Below are 16,839 nucleotides of genomic sequence, written 5' to 3' on the forward strand. Positions count from 1 at the left end.
ATCTCAGATCAATGGTGACCAGATCAAGCATCGATCCCATTGAGGAGGCCCGCGCACGGGTCCGTCTGCGCTACATGCGCGGCCGGGCCGTCCATCCGGGCATGCCGAAGATCGGTGTGGCGGCTGAGCGGCTGACCCGCAAGTCCGGTGCGAAGAAACTGCCGCCGATCCAGGTCCTGAAGAGCCGGTGGCGCGAGATCGCCGGGGAGCAACTCTACAAGTTCTGCCGGCCCGAACGCCTGAGCGGCGGCAAGGACGGCCGGGTGCTGACCCTGCGCGTTCTGCCTCAGGCGGCTCCGATGGTTCAGCACCAATCAGAGACAATCCGCCAGCGCGTCTCGGTTGCGGCCGGCGGCGATGTGATCTCGATCAAACTGGTGCAGGGCGCGCTGAGCACCACCGATGCTCCCCAGAAACCGCGCCGGGTGATCCGCCCGCTCACCCCGAAGGAACGCGCCGAACTCGAAGCGAGCACGGCCGGCATTCAGGACAAGCGGCTGCGAGAGGCAATTGTTGCGCTCGGGGCGGCCATGCTAACCGCTGAAAACCCCAAAAACACACGGGACCCATCATGACCGGACTGCCCCGACGCCTCGCCACCGCTGCACTCGCCTGCATTGCTCTTGCGGCTCCGGCCCTTGCCCAGGACGACTGGAAAGAGTGGAGCGCCGCAGACGAGCTTGGCTGGGTGGAAGGCGACGCCGATGCGCCCGTCACGGTGATCGAATACTTCTCGCCCACCTGCAGCCACTGCAAGGAATTTGCGGAAGAGGTCCTGCCGGTCGTCGAGGAGAACTACATTGCCACGGGCAAGGTCCGTTTCGTCATGCGCGAATGGGTGCGTAATTCGGTCGACAAGACGATCCTGACGCAGGCCCGGTGCCTGCCAAAGGAGGACGGCGTTTCCTACATCAAAGACATCTTCGCCCGGCAGGATGAGATCTTCGTCGCCGCACAGGTCGGAACCCTGCCCGGCACGCTTTTGATCGTCGGCACACCTTACGGCATCACTGACCGCGAGAAATTCGACGCCTGCTATCAGGATATGGATATCCGCTTCGACATGCTGGAAGTCGACAAATCCTCGGAACATTACGACGTCCACGCCTCGCCGACTTTCATTGTCGACGGAATGGCCCATGCCGCCACAACCGTCATGATGACGCCCGAAGGATTCACCGCTTTTCTTGACGCGGAACTGGCCAAAGCCGCTTCTGCAACCAACTGAATGCGCGCCAAAAGTTAACAGCAGCCCCCGCTTCCGTTAACCAGTTGGCAACCCAATCGACTCAATTCTTAACGCGAAAGCCATGATCATGAATCTTCTCTCGAGACGCTCCGCCCTGGCCGCAGTTTCGGCCCTGATGCTTGCTGCATGTGGCGGTGGCGACGGCGGCTCCACAGCTGGCGTACCCGCCATCACGAAGGGCGACCATGTGAAGGGCCCCGAGAACGCCCCGATCACGATCATCGAATACGCCTCGCCGACCTGCCCGGCCTGTAAGTATTTCCACGACGACATCCTGCCGGCTCTGACGGAAAAATATGTCGTCACCGGCAAGGTGAAGTTCGTCTTCCGCGAATACCCGATCCACGAGCCGGATGTGCCGGCCTATGTGCTGGCCATGTGTGCCGGAGACGACAAGTTCTTCGACGTCATGGATGACTTGTTCCGCAACCAGGTCGGCGTCGTCACCGCTGCCCAGAACGGCACGCTGAAAGCCACGCTGCAGACGATCGGCAAGCGCCACGGCATTGAGACGACCGCCCAGTTCGACGCCTGCATGGAAAACCGCGACTATCGCACAGCGCTGGCCGACAAGTACCAGGTCGCCACCGAGAAGTGGGGCGTCGACTCGACCCCGACTTTCATCATCAATGGTGAGAAGCACCTGTTCGGCGGCGAGACCGGCTCGGTCGAGAATTTCTCGAAATTCATCGACGGCCTGCTGGGCGAAGAAGTGCCTGCGACGGAAACCGAAGCTGCCGCCCCGGCCGAAGACGCTGCGCCGCAGCCGACTACAGCTGGTGAAGATGCCGGCGTGCCGGAAACCACAGACCAACCATAAGACAAGGGAGCCGGAATGCAGATCACTGAACTTCGCATTGCCGGCTTCAAGTCGTTTGTCGACCCGCAGGATTTTCCCGTCGAACCCGGTCTGACCGGGATCGTCGGGCCGAATGGCTGCGGCAAGTCAAACCTCCTCGAAGCGCTGCGCTGGGCCATGGGTGCAAGCTCAGCCAAGGCGATGCGCGGCGGGGAGATGGATGACCTGATCTTCTCCGGCTCTGCCGGACGTCCGGCGCGCGAGACCGCCGAAGTCACGCTGATCCTCGACAATTCCAAACGCACGGCGCCGCCCGAATTCAATGGCTCAGACACGCTGGAGATTGTCCGCCGCATCCGCCGCGGCGCGGGCACGTCCTACAAGCTGAATGGCCGCACGGTGCGCGGCAAGGACATCACGCTCCTGTTCGCGGATGCCTCGACCGGGGCAAACTCCCCGGCGCTGGTGCGTCAGGGGCAGATTTCCGAACTGATCGGATCGAAGCCGCAGAACCGCCGCCGTATCCTCGAAGAAGCCGCAGGCATCGCGGGCCTCAATACACGCCGCCACGAAGCGGAGCTGAAACTCAACGCCGCCGAAGCAAATCTCGAACGTCTCTCTGAGGTGTCTGCCGAGGTGGAGCGACAGCTGGCCAGCCTGAAGCGGCAGGCTGCGAAAGCGCGCCGCTACAAGAAGCTGTCCGAAGAGATCTACGCCCTCGACGCGCTGATCGCCCATCTGCGCTGGCACGAGGCGAAGCTTGCCTGCGAGACGGCGCGCGAGAAGCTGGAAGAAACGAAGCGTCAGGTCGAGGATACGTCCCGGCAGGATGCCGCTTGCGAAGCTGCACGCGTCGAAGCCGGCGAAGGCCTTGCCCCGCTGCGCGAAGCCGAAAGCCTCGTCGCGGCGAAACTCGGCCAGGCACGGATTGCGCTCGCCAAGCTCGAAACCGAACGCAAGGTCGCCTCCGACGCCCATGCCCGGCTGGAAGCCGAAGCGACCCGCCTGATGGAGGACATCGAGCGCGAGCAGGCCGCCAAGACCGAAGCGGAAGACGCACTCGCCAACGCCAAGTTCGAACTCTCCGCCCTGCCGGTGGAAGACGAAACCGCCAATGCCGAGACCGAAGCGCAGACTCGCGCCGCGCTCGAAGCCGCGCGTGCTGAGCTGATCAAAGCTGAACAGGCTGCAGACGACTCACAGGCCCGCCTGTCCGAAGCGCGTGCCCGTCGTCAGGCCTCTGAGGACCAGGCTGCGGCCCAGACCCGGCGCAAGACACAGCTGACCGCTGAAGTTGAACGCCTGCATGCCGACATGGCCGCTCTCGAAGATGCCGTTACACTCGTCAGCAAGCTGAAGGCTGCGAAGGCTGCCGAAGAAGAAGCTGAAACAGCGCTTCAGGCTGCAGAACATGCCGTTGAAGAAGCTGAACAACGCCTTGCCGCCACGCGTGATGCCGAGACGGCTGCCCAGCCGCAGCGCGATGAAGCCGCGAGCGCTGTCCGCGAATTGGAAGCCGAAATCGGCGGCCTGCGCAAACTGCTGCGCAAGGCCGAAGGGTCGAGCGCCCCGCCGGTCGTCGAGCGCATCCGCACGAGAGACGGCTATGAGAAAGCCATCGCAGCCGCCCTCGGTGACGACATCGAAGCCCCGACTGACAAGGCCGCCGCTATGTATTGGGGCGGCGCCGACGCCGTTGGCCAGGCGCTGCCGGAAGGAGCGACGCCGCTCTCTCAGTACACGGATGCGCCGGGAGAACTCGCCGCGCGCCTGTCACAATGTGGACTGGTCGATGTCGCAGATGGCGCGCGCCTCGCCGGACAGCTAAAGCCAGGCCAGCGTCTGGTTTCGAAGGAAGGCCATCTCTGGCGCTGGGACGGGTTTGCCCGCACACCAGACGCGCCTGTCAGCGCCGCTGCCCGCCTGGAACAGCAGGCCCGCCTTGAAGCCGCCCTTGCCGAACTTGGCCCGCTACAGGAAACGCTCGCGGCGCGTGACGCAGATTTCACCGCCGCACGTGACGCCCGGATCGCCGCAGAAGAAGCCTTGCGCAATTACCGCTACGAAGTCGCCCCGGCCCAGCGCGCGCTGAACATGGCGCGCAGCACAGTGACGGAAGCAGCGCAGGCCTGCGAACGCGCCGCAATGAAACGCGACACGGCCGACGAAGCGCTCTCGCGGGCGGAGTCCGAACTGTCCATCGTCAATGAGAACCTCGCCCTGATCGCACCGTCCGACAGCCGCGAGCAGGAAAGCCAGCTCGAAGCGCGTCTCGCCGAGGCCCGCGCCGCAGTCGCCGAAGCCCGCTCTGCCGAGATTGAAGCGCGGGGCCGCCTGACCGACATCACACGCGGCCGGGAACAAGCCGCCGCACGCCGGCAAGGTCTTGAGCGTGACGTGCAGACCTGGACGAGCCGCATCACTGCGGCGTCCGAACGGGTTGGCCGCCTGCTGGAGCGCCGCTCCGCCGCGGCGGCCGAAGCGCTGGCCGCTAAGACCCGCCCGGAACAGCTCGCCGCGGAAATCGACATGCGATCTGCTGAGGTCGCGTCCCTGGAGGCCGAGCGCCAGAAGGCCGCCGACCAGCTTGCCGAAAAGGAAGCTGCGATCCGCGAAGCCGAGTTCGCTGCCCGCCGGGCCTCTGCTGCCGCCTCCGAGGCACGCGAATCCCTCGCCGGCTGGAAAGTGAAACTCGAAACGGCCGAAAGCCGCCTTGAAGAATCGGTCGAGATCGCCCGCAATAATTTCCAGCGCACACCGGAAGGCCTGCTCGCCATTGCCGAAGCCGGCCTCGATGAAGAGGAAATGGGCGAGTTTGCTCCCCGCGACATCGAACGCCGGGCGGAAGACCTGCGCCGTACCCGCGACCAGCTCGGCGGCGTGAACATGGAAGCCGAGGAAGAAGCCGCCGAGATGGAAGAGCGCCTCGGCGCGCAGGTGATCGAGAAGGAAGACCTGACCAAGGCGATCGCCAAGCTGCGCCAGGGCGTCGAAGCCCTGAACGAGGAAGGCCGCGAGCGCCTCGTGAAAGCGTTCGAGCAGGTAAATGAGCATTTCAAGGCCCTGTTCACGGCGCTGTTCCGCGGCGGCCAGGCCGAACTGCGCCTCGTCGATGCCGACGATCCGCTGCAGGCCGGCCTCGAAATCTTCGCCCAGCCACCTGGCAAGAAACTGGGCACGCTGAACCTGATGTCCGGCGGCGAGCAGGCCCTGACGGCGGCGGCGCTGATCTTCGCCGTCTTCCTGTCCCGCCCGGCTCCGATTTGCGTGCTGGACGAGGTAGATGCCCCGCTGGATGACGCAAACGTCGACCGTTTCTGCAATATGCTGAACGAGATGCGCCAGCGCACCGACACGCGTTTCGTGATCATCACGCACAACCCGGTCACGATGAGCCGGATGGACCGGCTTTTCGGGGTTACGATGCGCGAACAGGGCGTTTCAAAGCTGGTTTCTGTGGACCTGCAGGCCGCCGAAGAGCTTGTTGCGGCGGAGTAGCGCACACATTACGAAAATAATCCAAGAAAAAACAGGGGGATAGCTTTCTGCATCTCCGGTTGACTTGGACAGCCTGCCTACATAGTTTGCGCCGAAATCCGGGGGGAAGCCCCGTCGGCAAGGATTCGCGGCTGCGGAGCATCTGAAATCATGTCCAGCGAGGGACCGAACGACCTCGGCGAACGCATCGCCAAGGCAAAGGCGGCCCGCGATGAGCGTGAGGCGAGAAAGCGGCGCGATGAGCAGGCAGACGGTGTCAGTCTCTCGGCAGGGGGCTATGCCCTGCGTTACGGTGCCGAATTCGTCGCCAATGTCTTTGTCGGAGGCTTTATCGGCTTCTGGATCGACAAGTTCGCAGGAACAGAGCCCTGGGGATTGCTGATTGGCGGCACCTTCGGGTTCGCTGCAGGGATCCGGGCCATAATGCGTGCCTATAAAGAGCTGAACGCTCGGGCACTTGAAATGACACAGGGGCAAAGTGCCCCGAATGAAGACGGGACCGAGGACGAATGACCTTCCTGATGCCGAGCGTAGCGATCGACCCGATCCACCAGTTCCAGGTCAGCAAATGGCTGGACCTGAATATCGGTGGCGTAGACCTGTCCTTCACCAATGCCTCCGGCTTCATGCTGCTGGGCGTTGTGCTGACCATCGCCTTTTTCGGCGTGGCCGCTTCGAAGGGCCTTCTGGTGCCGTCCCGCCTGCAGTCGATGGCCGAAATCGGCTATGGCTTCGTCGCTGACATGGTGCGCGGCGCAGCCGGCGAGGAAGGCCTCAAATTCTTCCCGTTCGTCTTCACGCTCTTCTTCTTCATCTTCTTCGCCAACATGATCGGCATGGTGCCATACGCCTTCACCACGACGAGCCACATCATCGTGACCGCTGCGCTCGCCCTGCTCGTGATCTCGATCGTGATCGGCTACGGCTTCTACAAGAACGGCCTGAAATTCTTCAAACTGTTCGCCCCGTCCGGCGCGCCGTTCCTGATCTACTTCCTTCTGGTGCCGATCGAGGTCATCTCGTTCTTTGCCCGTCCGCTGACCCTGGCGCTGCGTCTGTTCGCCAACATGCTGGCCGGTCACATCATGCTGAAACTGTTCGCCGGCTTCGCCGTCACACTGATCGGTGCCGGCATTGCCTACGTTCCGGTGGCACTTCTCGCTTTCTCGATGGGCGTTGCGCTCAACGCGCTCGAATTCCTGGTTGCAGGCCTTCAGGCTTACGTCTTCGCAATCCTGACCTGCGTCTATCTCAACGACGCCCTGCACCCGTCCCACTAGGACCCTGTTCGCCGGTGCGGCGTCAAAGCCGCACCAAAACCGCTTGACGCCTCCCACCGAACACGCTTCACGGGCGGCAAAATGTAGAAACCTTAAGCATTCCAACAAGGAGACACCCAATGGAAGGCGATATCACTCTCGGCCTCAAATATGTCGGCGCTGGCCTCGCAACGCTCGGCATGATCGGTGCTGCAATCGGTGTGGGCAACATCTTCGGCTCGTTCCTCGACGCCGCCATGCGCAACCCGTCCGCTGCTCCGCAGCAGACCGGCAACCTCTTCATCGGTATGGCCCTCTCCGAGGCGCTCGGCATCCTGTCGTTCCTCGTCGCCATCCTGATCCTGTTCGTGGTCTAATCGACCAACGTCCAGCCTGAACGGGCCGGCGGCACAATTGCCGGCCGGCCCGATCCTGTCGTATCCCGACACAGAGGTAACCTGATGCTGATCGCATTGCTTGCTGAAGGCGCTGCCCACGGGCACACGCCGGACGACGCACCGCCGGCCTTCCCGCCGTTCGAGACCTGGCACATGCCGGGCCAGTTGTTCTGGCTCGCAATCCTGTTCACGACGCTGTACCTGGCAATGTCGCGCTGGATCCTGCCGAAACTGTCTGACACGCTGGAAAAGCGTTCAGACCGGATCGCTTCGGATCTCGATCAGGCAGCCCGTCTGAACGATCAGGCGACCGAAGCCCAGCAGGCCCTTGAACTTCGCGTGGCTCAGGCCCGCAACAAGGCCCGCGAAACCTCGGAAAAGGCGAGCGAGAAGATGGAGGCCGAAATGGCCGCCGAAACATCGCGCGTCGATGCCGAAATCGCCAAGAAACTGGAAGCTGCCGATGCCCGCATCGCCACGCTCCGTTCGAATGCGATGGCAAATGTTGAGCAGATCGCTGTCGACACGGCCGAAGCCATGACGGCCCGGTTTGGTCTGAAAGCCTCTGCCGGCGACCTGAAGTCTGCCGTCTCGGCCGCGATGGAGAAGAAGTAAGACCATGAAACGCATCGTCCTCTTCTCTGCTGTCGCTGCATCGGCCCTCCCGGCCTTTGCCGCTGAAACCGAACATGGCGCCGCCGGTGGCCATGGTGGTGGCGGCTTCCTCGGCGGACTGGCCTATGCCGCGACCGACCCGGTCACCTTCACCGCTTTCCTGGCCCTTTGTGGCTTCCTCGCCATTGCCTGGCGCATGGGTGCCTTCAAGACCGTTCTGGGCGGCCTCGATTCCCGCGCTGACGCCATCCGCAAGGAACTGGAAGAAGCTGCCAGCCTCCGCGAACAGGCTGCCGAAGCCCTCGCCGCGGCTGAACGCAAGGCCCAGGACGCCGACAAGGAAGCCGAAGCCATGATCGAACAGGCCAAGGCCGACGCCAAGCGCATCATGGAAGAGACGCGCAAGGACATCGCCGAACGCCTCGCCCGCCGTGAAGCCCTCGCCGAAGCGCGTATCTCCCGCGCTGAAGCTGAAGCGACCGAAGAAGTGCGCCGCGCTGCTGCCGATGCTGCTACCGAAGCGGCCCGCCGCCTGCTGGCCAGCGATACGGCTGTCGACCAGTTCGAGAAAGCGGCCCGCGAAATCGAGAAGGCCCTGACCAACTAAGGTCCCTTTCAGGCAATCTATACAGAAAACCCCGCGAAGTTCGCTTCGCGGGGTTTTTCTATGGGGCCAAACAAACCCGTCACTTCGTCGGCTCCGGGACACCGGTAAGCATCCAGCGCCCTGCACGCCTGAACTGGCTTAGCTGAGCTGCAGCTTCACGAGGCGGGCATAGGCGCCGTTCGCGGCGAGCAGGTCGTCGTGGCTGCCCTGCTCCACCACACGGCCATCCTCGACCACCAGGATACGGTCAGCGGCCCGGACGGTGGACAGGCGGTGAGCGATGATCAGAACGGTGCGGCCGCGGCCAAACTCACCGAGGGCCTGCTGCACGCGGGATTCGCTCTCGGCATCGAGGGCCGAGGTCGCCTCATCCAGCAGCAGGATCGGCGCGCCGCGCAGGATGGCCCGGGCAAGCGCGATGCGCTGGCGCTGGCCACCTGAGAGGTTGCGGCCCATTTCACCGGCAGGCGACTGATAGCCCTGCGGCAGGGCCATGATGAACTCGTGCGCGAAAGCCGCGCGGGCCGCGACTTCAATCTCGGCCTTCGTGGCGCCCAGCCGTCCAAGTGCGATGTTCGCCTGGACCGTGTCATCGAATAGCGCCGAGTCCTGAGAGACGAGGCCCAGATTGGCCCGCAAGCTCTCTCCGGTCATCCCGCGGATATCCTGACCGTCGACGCGGATCACGCCGCCAGAAGGATCATAGAGACGTAGCAGCAGGTTGAAGATGGTGGACTTGCCTGCACCGGACGGGCCAACGATGGCGACCGTCTCTCCCGGCGCTGCCTTGAAGCTCAACCCTTTGAGGGCGGGCGTCCCGTCCGGATAGGAGAAGGCGACGTCCTCGAAGGAGACATCGCCGGACACTTTGCCGAAACGCCCCGCGCCCGGCCGGTCTGCCATGACTGGTTTGGCTTCGATGATCTCGAACACGCGGTCTGCCGCAGCGCCGCCTTCCTGCGCGACGGAGTTCAACGTGCCCAGCGCGCGGATCTCAGGCGAAGCAACGCCCAGCGCCGCGATGAAGGCCAGGAGATCGCCGAGGGACATCTGGCCCTGCGAAATACGCCAGGCCGCAAAGCCGAGAATACCGGCCAGCGCAACGCCGCCCGCGATTTCGAGGATCGGGTCGACGGCGGCGCGGTCGGCCAGGACTTTCAGGAACAGGCGGGAACGTTCGGCGAAGCCGCTGCGCGCCCGGCCTTTCTGATAGGCTTCGAGGCCATACGCCTTGATCACACGCGCCGACTGGAAGCCTTCGGAAAGCAGCGAGGTCATTTCGCCGACCTGCTTCTGTGCCCGGCGGGAACGTTTGCGCACGCGGTTGCCAAGGCTGATGACCGGCGCAAACGCAATCGGATAGGCGACGAGGATCAGCAGGGTCAGCTGCCAGTCGATCCAGGCCATCACGCCGAGACAGCCAATCGTTGTCGCTGTGCTCTTGGTGAAATTGTTGGCAAAGCGCAGCGCGGCATCGCGGATCGCGTTTACGTCATTGATGAAACGCGAAACGAAGCCGCCCGACGCATCCTCGGACAGGCGTGCGAAATCGCCGTCGATCAGCGCTTCGAACTCATGGGTCTGCATGCTGACAAGGCCGCGCTGGACGCCGGTATTGTTCAGCAGCGTCATCAGGTACATCGTCAGCGAGCGGGCCGCGGCGAGGGCCACAATCGCGGCGCCGATGTGCAGGATCCAGCTGGAATCGGCATTGCCGCTTTGGCCGAAACTCGCTTCGAGCCGGTCGCCCATCAGCTTCAGCACAAAGGTATAGGCCATGGCACACAAGGATGTGCCCAGCGCCATCAGCGTGCCGCCGACGAACCAGCCGAGGTGCGGCCGGAAATAGGCCGCGAACAATCTCCGCAGGCTCCCCCGCTGCGCCTTCGGTTGTCCGGGATCAGACGTGATGATGATCCCCCGTCAGCGGATCCAGCAGCTTGTGGGCGTGCAGAATGAAGTAGCGCATTTCGGCATGGTCCACCGTGCGCTGTGCCGCCGATTTCCAGGCGTCATAGGCGTCCTTGTAATTCGGGAAGGCGCCAACAAAGTCCATCTTGGACAGGTCTTCGAATTCGACTCCGGTTACGTCCTTCAGCTCACCGCCAAACACGATGTGCAGCAATTGCTGCTGGCTTTTCGGGGCGTCGCCCATTTTTCTGTGCTCCATGGTTGTGGCGGCGCTGGCCGCCCTTTCCTGTGGGTCAGGTATACCCACAAATTCTGTCCTGCGCACTAACAGAGGGTGAAGCCCGGCGCCAGCCGCGATGACACTGCGCTGCGCAGGGACTTCCTGATTGAACACAAGGAGTTCACCCTTGTGGGTGGTCACCGTGCCGCCTGCCTGTTCGACGAGCACTGTCCCGGCGGCAAGGTCCCAGTCTGACTTGCCTGCCAGCGTCACGGTCGCGTCCCATTCACCGGTCGCAACCAGCGCCATGCGCAGCAGGGTCGAGTTCGGTTTCGGACGGGCGATCACAACATTTGGCCATGGCTCCGGCCAGCTCGGATGATCGATCATGCCTTCATTGGTGATCAGGCGGCAGCCGGTCTCTTCCGAACAGTGGGAGACCCGGATCGCCTGTCCGTTCAGGAACGCGCCGCCCGCCTCCCAGGCTTCGTAGAAGCGGTCCTGCCGCGGGGCATAGAGCACGCCGGCAACCGCGCGGCCTTCCTCGATAACGGCCAGCGCAACGCACCAGTTCGGATCGTCGCGCATATAGGCCCGTGTGCCATCGATCGGATCGACAACCCAGCAGCGCTGTTTCTGTCGCGCCGCGAGGCTGTCGGTGGTTTCTTCGGACAGCCAGCCATATTCGGGGCGGGCGCGCTGAAGGTGCGCCGCGCAGAGCCGGTTCACTTCGATGTCGGCTTCGGTGACCGGGCTGCCCCCGGTCTTGTGCCAGACGCGGTTCGGCTGCCCGCCGCGCTGGTAAGAGACGGCCAGCTGGCCGGCCTCGCGGGCGAGCGCCCGCATCGTGTCCATGTCTTCGAGGAGCGTCCGCTCAGCTGCCCGCAAGACTCATCCCTTCCACCAGAATACTCGGCGCATCGCGTGTACCCCGGAATTCGAGGTTCGACGCGGGCACGAGGCGCGAGAACATCGACGGCAGGTCGCCAGCGATGGTGACTTCCGAAACCGGGTAAGCGATCTCGCCATTCTCGAACCAGAAGCCCGCGACGCCGACGGAATAGTCGCCGGTGTTCGGATTGATCGACGGGCCGAACATGTCGGTGACCAGCAGGCCTTTGCCAACATCCGCCATAAGCTCTTCCGGCGTGTTTTCCCCGGCGCGCAGATAGATGTTGGAGGTCGTAACGCCGGGCGGATCGCCAAAGCCGAGTGCGGAGAACCCGTTCGGCTCCAGTCCAAGCTGTTTTGCCGACGGCGTGTTCAGCAGCCAGGTGGTGAGGCGGCCATCTTCGATCAGGTGCGTCTCGCGCACCGGCAGGCCTTCGCCATCATGGTTGCGCGAGCCCATGCCCATTACCCGGAACGGATCATCGGTGATGTAGACACCCTTGGCGAAGACCTGATCGCCCATCCGGTCTTTCAGGTAAGAGACGCCGCGCGCAATCGACGGTCCGGAAATCGCGCCCAGCAGCGCGCCGATCAGGCTGGCCGAGACGCGCCGGTCATAGATGACGGCCGCCTTTTGCGTACCGAGCTTGCGGGCGCCGAGGCGGGCAATGGTGCGATCGCCGGCTGTTTTGCCCACTTCTTCGGGCGACGGCATCTTGTTGAGGAAGCGGACCGACCAGGAGTCATAGTCCCGCTCCATCTTGCCATCCTTCTCGGCCACGGCGGAAAGGCCGAGGCTGGTGGAGGATCCCGTCTTGAAAGCCGCAAAGCCATTGGACGCGGCAACCCAGCGCTTCGAGCGGTTCCAGGAGGCCCCGCACCCTGCCACCGTCTTGATGCCCGGAATGGCAAGCGCCGCCGCCTCCGCGGCCAATGCACGCTCTTCAAGCGACTCGGCCGGCATTTCCGGCTCACCGGTCAAATCCATATCGAGATCGCCCGTGGCGAGCATGGAAGCATCCGGCAGGCCGCAATACTTGTCTTCCGGCACAGCCTTCGCCATGGCCACGCAGCGTTCGGCCAGCATTTTCAGGCCGTCGGGCGACAGGTCTGCGCTGGAAACATGCGCCTGGCGTTTTCCGTAGAAACAGCGCAGCGCAACGGACACGCTTTCCTCGCGTTCAATGCTCTCCAACTTGCCGTCCCGCACGGCGACGCCGACACCGTCCGCCTCGCCGATGCGGGCGTCTGCTGCGTCTGCGCCGGCTTTGCGGCACTGCTCAATGAGACCGGCGAGGAGATCTGCCGGTGGAATCCTGAAATCAGCCATGCGCGCTAGATGGCCTGCGGCTTCTGCAGGCGCAACTCCCCGAGTCAGAAACAGTCATGCGTTGCACTTGCGGAACGCCCCCAAATACAAAAGCCGCCAGCGTTTCCGCCGGCGGCTCCGTTATTCCCCCGCTCAGACAGATCAGTCGTCCCGGCGCGCATCCGGCAACCGGTCGTTGATGTCGTCCCGGATGTCGAGCAGCGTTACGATCAGACCGCAGATCAGGCTGGCCGCGATCCAGCCGCCCACGGTGAACACGGCGAAATCGGCCACCTGGGCCAGCGTGCCCGTCAGGCCCACGAGTTCGCCCGTGAATTCGCCCTTGTTGTAGATGCCCAGTGCGATCCCCGACACGATGACGGCAATATAGGCCACGTAGATCATCGTTCGGAAGCTGTTGATAATAAAGAACTTCATGGTCTTCCCCTTTCTGGAGCAAATCGGAATCTAAGGGGATTAACCCTGTTCGTCACGCAAATACTCGTCAGAAACGAACCTGACTCTCATCAGCTGGTGCAGATTTGCACTATCCTGCGCGCTCAGCTGTCTTCCTCAGCCGACAGTTCACACTTTTCCATTTCCTGTTCGGCATCGAAAAACTGCATCTTTTCCTCGTCCGACAGGCTGAGAATGTATTCGCCGACCGGGCGTTTCTCGCGGGAAATCGCTACGGCAGAGCGCTTGAACAGGTCCGGGCTGAGTTCGGACTGCATGGCATCGACAATACAGGCACACGTCTCCGGCACCTCGCCTTCCGCGATACAGGTATCGACAAGCTGATCGTGGCTGTCTTTCGGGCCGCCACACCCGGTCAGCGCAGCGGCAAAAGCCAGCCCCGCAAGCATGATCGTCCGCATCGGCGTCTCCCTCACCGGTAACGCGGGCGAGCGAAGCATGAATCCCACTGTGGGGGAAGCGGTGCCGTTTCGAGGTGCTATTCGCGCTGCAGGATCTTGTCGACCTGGATGCCCTTGCCGAAATCGCGCAGGAAATCCTCTTTCACCTCCAGCCGGTCATAGTCTTCGGCGATCCAGTCGAGGAAGGGCTTCCACTCGTCTTCCGGCCGTCCCGCATTGAAGTCGGCATAGGCCTGGAAGAAGGCATCCAGCATGCCCGTCTTGCCGTGCTTGATGTGGAGATATTTCAGGGAAAGTTGCTCAGTCGCCTGATGGAACGGGACTTTTTCCTTGAGCAGCATATAGAGCACAGCCATCAGACCGGCCCGATCTGCACCTGATTTGCAATGCATCAGGGCCGGATATTCGATCGTCTCGAACAGGTCGCGGGCCGCGAAAATCGCTTCGCGGGTCGGCGTATCACGGGAAAAAACCTGAAAATCGATCAGTGTAATACCGGCCTGTTCGCAGGCTTCTTTCTCCAGCAGGTAATAGCCCTTGGTGCTTTCACCCCTCAGATTGAGGATCGTCTTCAGTCCCAATTCTTTCGCATATTTCATGACCTTGGCGGGCGACGGCTGGTTCGACCGGTACATGTCCGGCGAGATCTGGTGGAGATTCTGGTAGATCGCGCGCAGGAAGCCATGGTCCTGCCAGACCATTTCGCGCCGTGCTCGTGCGCGGCCTTCCCTTGTCGAAAGGTCCGCCGCGATGTGCTTGCGTTTCTTGCGCTTTGCCTTGGGAGTCAGTTTCACCATGAAGCTTCGCGCTTAACCTTACGCCCGGTTTCCATCAAGCGCTGGCTCGCAGGGAAATCTAAACCGGGCGGTAAGGTTCTTTTACGATCATGTCATGAATTGCTGGCCCTCCAGGGACGTGAGCCATGCCTGCCAAAATGCCATTTCGCGCTTTCCTTGCGGCTCTTCTGGCCGCCGGGGGCGCTGCATTCATGGCTGAAGCCCAGGGCCGGATCGGAATTCAGCCCGCCAGCGTGGAGCTGGAACTGGATGCCGGCCAGCCGATGCGGCAGGTCGTGACCGTCGCGAACCTCGATCCCGCCCGCCCCGTTTCCGTATCGCTCGCGCTGGCCGACTGGGCCTTTGACGCAGATGGCGCACCCATTTTCACACCTGCCGGAGAGAGCGAAACCTCCGCCGCCGCCTGGACCCGCTATGGCGCGCCGACCATTTCGCTGGCGCCCGGCCAGTCAAAACAGGTGTTCATCAACCTCTCTACCCCGGAACGGCCCCCGCGGACCGGAGACTATCGGGTCGCCCTGCTTGCTTCATCCGTCATGAAGGACGCGGAAGGCCGCTGGCAGAAAAACCAGATCGCCTCCCTGGTGAGCATGACGATCGGCAAGGCAAGTTCCCGTCCGCGCATCGAGGCGAGCCGCCTGACCGTCACCGACGCCGGAGCCCCGGCGATCGGCCTCGACTTCTCCAATACCGGCAACGCCCATGCGCGCCTGGAGGGTGTGATCGAAGTCCGCAGCGGCACCGAAGTCGTGATCACGCGGAAGCTGACCGATGTGATCGTGCCGGAAAAAGGCACGCGTACCCTGATCGTGCCGCTGGGCCAGCCCCTGCCGGCGGATGCCGATATCGAGGTCCGCCTGACCAACCTGTTCGCTCCGCAAACCACGCGCGGCGAGAAGGCGCTCCTGGTTCACAAGGTGAAAACCGAGGCTGAGGCCGCGACCGAAGTGGTGGACCTGTCCCTCCCGGTCGGCGGGCTGAATTAGGCACTTTTCCAAAAAAATCACACTGCCTGCATCCATTCAGGCCCTTCGCTGCATCTGACAGTCAAACAGCGGCAATTCCGCCGCGCGAGTTTGCAAGAAGGAGCCTGAAATGACCGAAGACATTGTCGTCCCGGCCATATTGTTCGGATCAATCGTCGGGATTGTGTGGCTGGTCAGCTATTTCAATTCCCGCAAACGCAACACCATCCATGAGACGCTACGCCATGCCATCGACAAGGGACAGGTCCTGTCGGACGACATGATGGTGCGCCTGTCGCTGGCGAACGACCCGGTGCGGGCTGACCTCCGCCGCGGCGTGCTGTTCATCGCCGCCGGTCTTGCCTTTGCCTTCCTCGGCACGATGGTGGGCATGGAAGAAGGCGAAGCGATCCGTCCGATGCTGGGCGTTGCCGCCTTCCCGGTCTTCCTGGGTGTTGCATATCTGGGCCTGTGGGTGTCGGGTCGCAATGAACGGAAGGCCTGACCTCTTTCTGGTCACGGACGAAGGACGGGACATGCGCACGGATCCGGACCTGGCAGCAGATGCTGCACGCGGCAGCGAGGCGGCTTTCGCCGAACTCGTCCGCCGCCACCAGGCCCGCGTACGCGGCATGGCCCGGCGCCTGACAGGGTCGGCGAGCGCCGGTGACGACATTGCCCAGACCACCTTCCTGACGGCCTGGCAGAAGATCGCCACCTATGCCGGCGGCACGTTCAGCGCCTGGATCTGCGCCATCTGCTGGCGAGAATTCCTCCAGGTCCGCCGCAAGACAAGGCCGGAGATCGAGTTCGACGAAACGGCCGAGATCATTCCCTTTGGCGCGCATGGTTCCCGGCCCAGTGACCAGCAGGACGACCGGATGGACCTCAGCCGGGCACTGGAAAAACTGACAGAGGCCCAGCGTGTCTGCGTCGTCATGTGCGTCGCCGCCGGCCTCACCCACCGCGAAGCGGCCGAAGCCACCGGTTGGCCGCTTGGCACCGTGAAATCCCATGTGTTGCGTGGCGTCGAAGCCCTCCGCAAACACCTTGCGAAGCCCGAAGTGGCGTGATGGAGTAGAAACATGCGCGAAGAAGAAACCTTCCAGGACCTGTCCAGCCTGTTCGCGGCCGAAGACCGCGCGCTGGAAGCCAAGCCCTTCGTGGACGAGGTGATGGGCAAGGTGCGCCGCCGCGCCCTGATGCGCCGGGGCATTTTGCTGGCCGTGGGCGGCATTGGCGCCGTCGTCGCCGCGCTCCAGCTGCCGGGCCTGCTCGGCGAGTGGGTGACGCTGGACAGCACCGTGACCAAAACGATCTCCTCCGCCCAGCAGCAGGCGGGCCTTCTGGCAACTGCCGATCCGCTCTGGCTGGGCATTGTCGCGGTGGTCGGTCTGTGCGTCGCCGCCGTCACCACACTGGAACGGACCTAAAGACCACACG

19 protein-coding genes are annotated in these 16,839 nt (G+C 63.2%); 13 read left to right on the top strand and 6 right to left on the bottom strand.

Features of this window, described 5'->3' with window-relative positions; all coding sequences use genetic code 11:
• Nucleotides 1-11: 11 nt before the first annotated feature.
• The 9 genes from HY26_RS03135 (at nucleotide 12) to HY26_RS03175 (ending at nucleotide 8,425) form a co-directional block, all read left to right on the top strand.
• A complete protein-coding gene (locus HY26_RS03135) occupies nucleotides 12-575 on the top strand; it encodes a DUF721 domain-containing protein (RefSeq protein WP_051600241.1) in 564 nt (187 codons plus the stop codon).
• Complete coding sequence (locus HY26_RS03140) at nucleotides 572-1,228, top strand: thioredoxin domain-containing protein (RefSeq protein ID WP_051600242.1); 657 nt, start codon at nucleotides 572-574, stop codon at nucleotides 1,226-1,228. Before HY26_RS03135 ends, HY26_RS03140 begins: the two co-directional genes overlap by 4 nt.
• An 82-nt stretch (nucleotides 1,229-1,310) precedes the next feature.
• Nucleotides 1,311-2,069 carry a thioredoxin domain-containing protein gene (locus HY26_RS03145; RefSeq protein ID WP_051600243.1) on the top strand — a complete coding sequence of 253 codons (759 nt, stop codon included), beginning with the start codon at nucleotides 1,311-1,313 and terminating at the stop codon, nucleotides 2,067-2,069.
• 15 nt (nucleotides 2,070-2,084) lie between these two features.
• Nucleotides 2,085-5,546 (top strand): chromosome segregation protein SMC, encoded by a 3,462-nt coding sequence (gene smc, locus HY26_RS03150; RefSeq protein WP_034768716.1) that lies wholly within the window; start codon nucleotides 2,085-2,087, stop codon nucleotides 5,544-5,546.
• Between the two features lie 150 nt (nucleotides 5,547-5,696).
• On the top strand, nucleotides 5,697-6,059 hold the full coding sequence (locus HY26_RS03155) for an AtpZ/AtpI family protein (protein ID WP_051600244.1): 363 nt from the start codon (nucleotides 5,697-5,699) through the stop codon (nucleotides 6,057-6,059).
• A gap of 8 nt (nucleotides 6,060-6,067) precedes the next feature.
• Entirely contained in the window at nucleotides 6,068-6,826 is a 759-nt protein-coding gene (locus tag HY26_RS03160; protein WP_034768894.1) for a F0F1 ATP synthase subunit A, read from the top strand.
• Nucleotides 6,827-6,945: 119 nt separating this feature from the next.
• Nucleotides 6,946-7,182: a F0F1 ATP synthase subunit C gene (locus tag HY26_RS03165; RefSeq protein ID WP_034737903.1), complete on the top strand. Its 237-nt coding sequence runs from the start codon at nucleotides 6,946-6,948 to the stop codon at nucleotides 7,180-7,182.
• 84 nt (nucleotides 7,183-7,266) lie between these two features.
• The gene (locus HY26_RS03170) at nucleotides 7,267-7,818 is read left to right on the top strand and encodes an ATP synthase F0 subunit B (RefSeq protein ID WP_034768717.1); all 552 of its coding nucleotides are present in this window, start codon (nucleotides 7,267-7,269) and stop codon (nucleotides 7,816-7,818) included.
• 4 nt (nucleotides 7,819-7,822) lie between these two features.
• Nucleotides 7,823-8,425: a hypothetical protein gene (locus tag HY26_RS03175; protein ID WP_051600245.1), complete on the top strand. Its 603-nt coding sequence runs from the start codon at nucleotides 7,823-7,825 to the stop codon at nucleotides 8,423-8,425.
• Between the two features lie 138 nt (nucleotides 8,426-8,563).
• Here the strand turns inward: HY26_RS03175 and HY26_RS03180 are convergent, their stop codons facing one another.
• The 6 genes from HY26_RS03180 to HY26_RS03205 form a co-directional block, all read right to left on the bottom strand.
• A complete protein-coding gene (locus HY26_RS03180) occupies nucleotides 8,564-10,285 on the bottom strand; it encodes an ABC transporter ATP-binding protein (RefSeq protein ID WP_233348849.1) in 1,722 nt (573 codons plus the stop codon).
• Nucleotides 10,286-10,325: 40 nt separating this feature from the next.
• Complete coding sequence (locus tag HY26_RS03185) at nucleotides 10,326-11,411, bottom strand: inositol monophosphatase family protein (RefSeq protein ID WP_034768898.1); 1,086 nt, start codon at nucleotides 11,409-11,411, stop codon at nucleotides 10,326-10,328.
• A 19-nt stretch (nucleotides 11,412-11,430) separates the two neighbouring features.
• Nucleotides 11,431-12,777 (bottom strand): TldD/PmbA family protein, encoded by a 1,347-nt coding sequence (locus HY26_RS03190; RefSeq protein ID WP_034768721.1) that lies wholly within the window; start codon nucleotides 12,775-12,777, stop codon nucleotides 11,431-11,433.
• A 141-nt stretch (nucleotides 12,778-12,918) separates the two neighbouring features.
• Complete coding sequence (locus HY26_RS03195) at nucleotides 12,919-13,194, bottom strand: hypothetical protein (protein WP_034768723.1); 276 nt, start codon at nucleotides 13,192-13,194, stop codon at nucleotides 12,919-12,921.
• Between the two features lie 122 nt (nucleotides 13,195-13,316).
• The gene (locus HY26_RS03200) at nucleotides 13,317-13,634 is read right to left on the bottom strand and encodes a hypothetical protein (RefSeq protein WP_034768725.1); all 318 of its coding nucleotides are present in this window, start codon (nucleotides 13,632-13,634) and stop codon (nucleotides 13,317-13,319) included.
• 77 nt (nucleotides 13,635-13,711) lie between these two features.
• Nucleotides 13,712-14,431, bottom strand: coding sequence for a beta-lactamase hydrolase domain-containing protein (locus tag HY26_RS03205; RefSeq protein WP_051600246.1), 720 nt, complete (start codon nucleotides 14,429-14,431; stop codon nucleotides 13,712-13,714).
• A gap of 191 nt (nucleotides 14,432-14,622) precedes the next feature.
• Here HY26_RS03205 and HY26_RS03210 point away from each other — a divergent pair, with 191 nt between their 5' ends.
• The 4 genes from HY26_RS03210 (at nucleotide 14,623) to HY26_RS03225 (ending at nucleotide 16,829) form a co-directional block, all read left to right on the top strand.
• Complete coding sequence (locus HY26_RS03210; protein WP_139068965.1) at nucleotides 14,623-15,417, top strand: hypothetical protein; 795 nt, start codon at nucleotides 14,623-14,625, stop codon at nucleotides 15,415-15,417.
• A 109-nt stretch (nucleotides 15,418-15,526) separates the two neighbouring features.
• Entirely contained in the window at nucleotides 15,527-15,901 is a 375-nt protein-coding gene (locus HY26_RS03215) for a DUF6249 domain-containing protein (protein ID WP_034768729.1), read from the top strand.
• Nucleotides 15,885-16,469 (top strand): RNA polymerase sigma factor, encoded by a 585-nt coding sequence (locus HY26_RS03220; protein WP_081813205.1) that lies wholly within the window; start codon nucleotides 15,885-15,887, stop codon nucleotides 16,467-16,469. Before HY26_RS03215 ends, HY26_RS03220 begins: the two co-directional genes overlap by 17 nt.
• A 12-nt stretch (nucleotides 16,470-16,481) precedes the next feature.
• Nucleotides 16,482-16,829: a hypothetical protein gene (locus tag HY26_RS03225; RefSeq protein ID WP_034768732.1), complete on the top strand. Its 348-nt coding sequence runs from the start codon at nucleotides 16,482-16,484 to the stop codon at nucleotides 16,827-16,829.
• Nucleotides 16,830-16,839: the final 10 nt, after the last annotated feature.

The sequence above is a fragment of the Hyphomonas sp. GM-8P genome, from assembly GCF_003263315.1.
GTDB lineage: Bacteria > Pseudomonadota > Alphaproteobacteria > Caulobacterales > Hyphomonadaceae > Hyphomonas.

Coding starts and splice junctions, on each gene's coding strand:
- HY26_RS03220 (WP_081813205.1), top strand. CDS start 15,885: ATGAACGGAAGGCCTGACCTCTTTCTGGTCACGGACGAAGGACGGGAC.
- HY26_RS03185 (WP_034768898.1), bottom strand. CDS start 11,411: ATGGACACGATGCGGGCGCTCGCCCGCGAGGCCGGCCAGCTGGCCGTC.
- HY26_RS03210 (WP_139068965.1), top strand. CDS start 14,623: ATGGCTGAAGCCCAGGGCCGGATCGGAATTCAGCCCGCCAGCGTGGAG.
- smc (WP_034768716.1), top strand. CDS start 2,085: ATGCAGATCACTGAACTTCGCATTGCCGGCTTCAAGTCGTTTGTCGAC.
- HY26_RS03205 (WP_051600246.1), bottom strand. CDS start 14,431: ATGGTGAAACTGACTCCCAAGGCAAAGCGCAAGAAACGCAAGCACATC.
- HY26_RS03190 (WP_034768721.1), bottom strand. CDS start 12,777: ATGGCTGATTTCAGGATTCCACCGGCAGATCTCCTCGCCGGTCTCATT.
- HY26_RS03225 (WP_034768732.1), top strand. CDS start 16,482: ATGCGCGAAGAAGAAACCTTCCAGGACCTGTCCAGCCTGTTCGCGGCC.
- HY26_RS03170 (WP_034768717.1), top strand. CDS start 7,267: ATGCTGATCGCATTGCTTGCTGAAGGCGCTGCCCACGGGCACACGCCG.
- HY26_RS03140 (WP_051600242.1), top strand. CDS start 572: ATGACCGGACTGCCCCGACGCCTCGCCACCGCTGCACTCGCCTGCATT.
- HY26_RS03145 (WP_051600243.1), top strand. CDS start 1,311: ATGATCATGAATCTTCTCTCGAGACGCTCCGCCCTGGCCGCAGTTTCG.
- HY26_RS03135 (WP_051600241.1), top strand. CDS start 12: ATGGTGACCAGATCAAGCATCGATCCCATTGAGGAGGCCCGCGCACGG.
- HY26_RS03160 (WP_034768894.1), top strand. CDS start 6,068: ATGCCGAGCGTAGCGATCGACCCGATCCACCAGTTCCAGGTCAGCAAA.
- HY26_RS03215 (WP_034768729.1), top strand. CDS start 15,527: ATGACCGAAGACATTGTCGTCCCGGCCATATTGTTCGGATCAATCGTC.
- HY26_RS03155 (WP_051600244.1), top strand. CDS start 5,697: ATGTCCAGCGAGGGACCGAACGACCTCGGCGAACGCATCGCCAAGGCA.
- HY26_RS03175 (WP_051600245.1), top strand. CDS start 7,823: ATGAAACGCATCGTCCTCTTCTCTGCTGTCGCTGCATCGGCCCTCCCG.
- HY26_RS03200 (WP_034768725.1), bottom strand. CDS start 13,634: ATGCGGACGATCATGCTTGCGGGGCTGGCTTTTGCCGCTGCGCTGACC.
- HY26_RS03195 (WP_034768723.1), bottom strand. CDS start 13,194: ATGAAGTTCTTTATTATCAACAGCTTCCGAACGATGATCTACGTGGCC.
- HY26_RS03165 (WP_034737903.1), top strand. CDS start 6,946: ATGGAAGGCGATATCACTCTCGGCCTCAAATATGTCGGCGCTGGCCTC.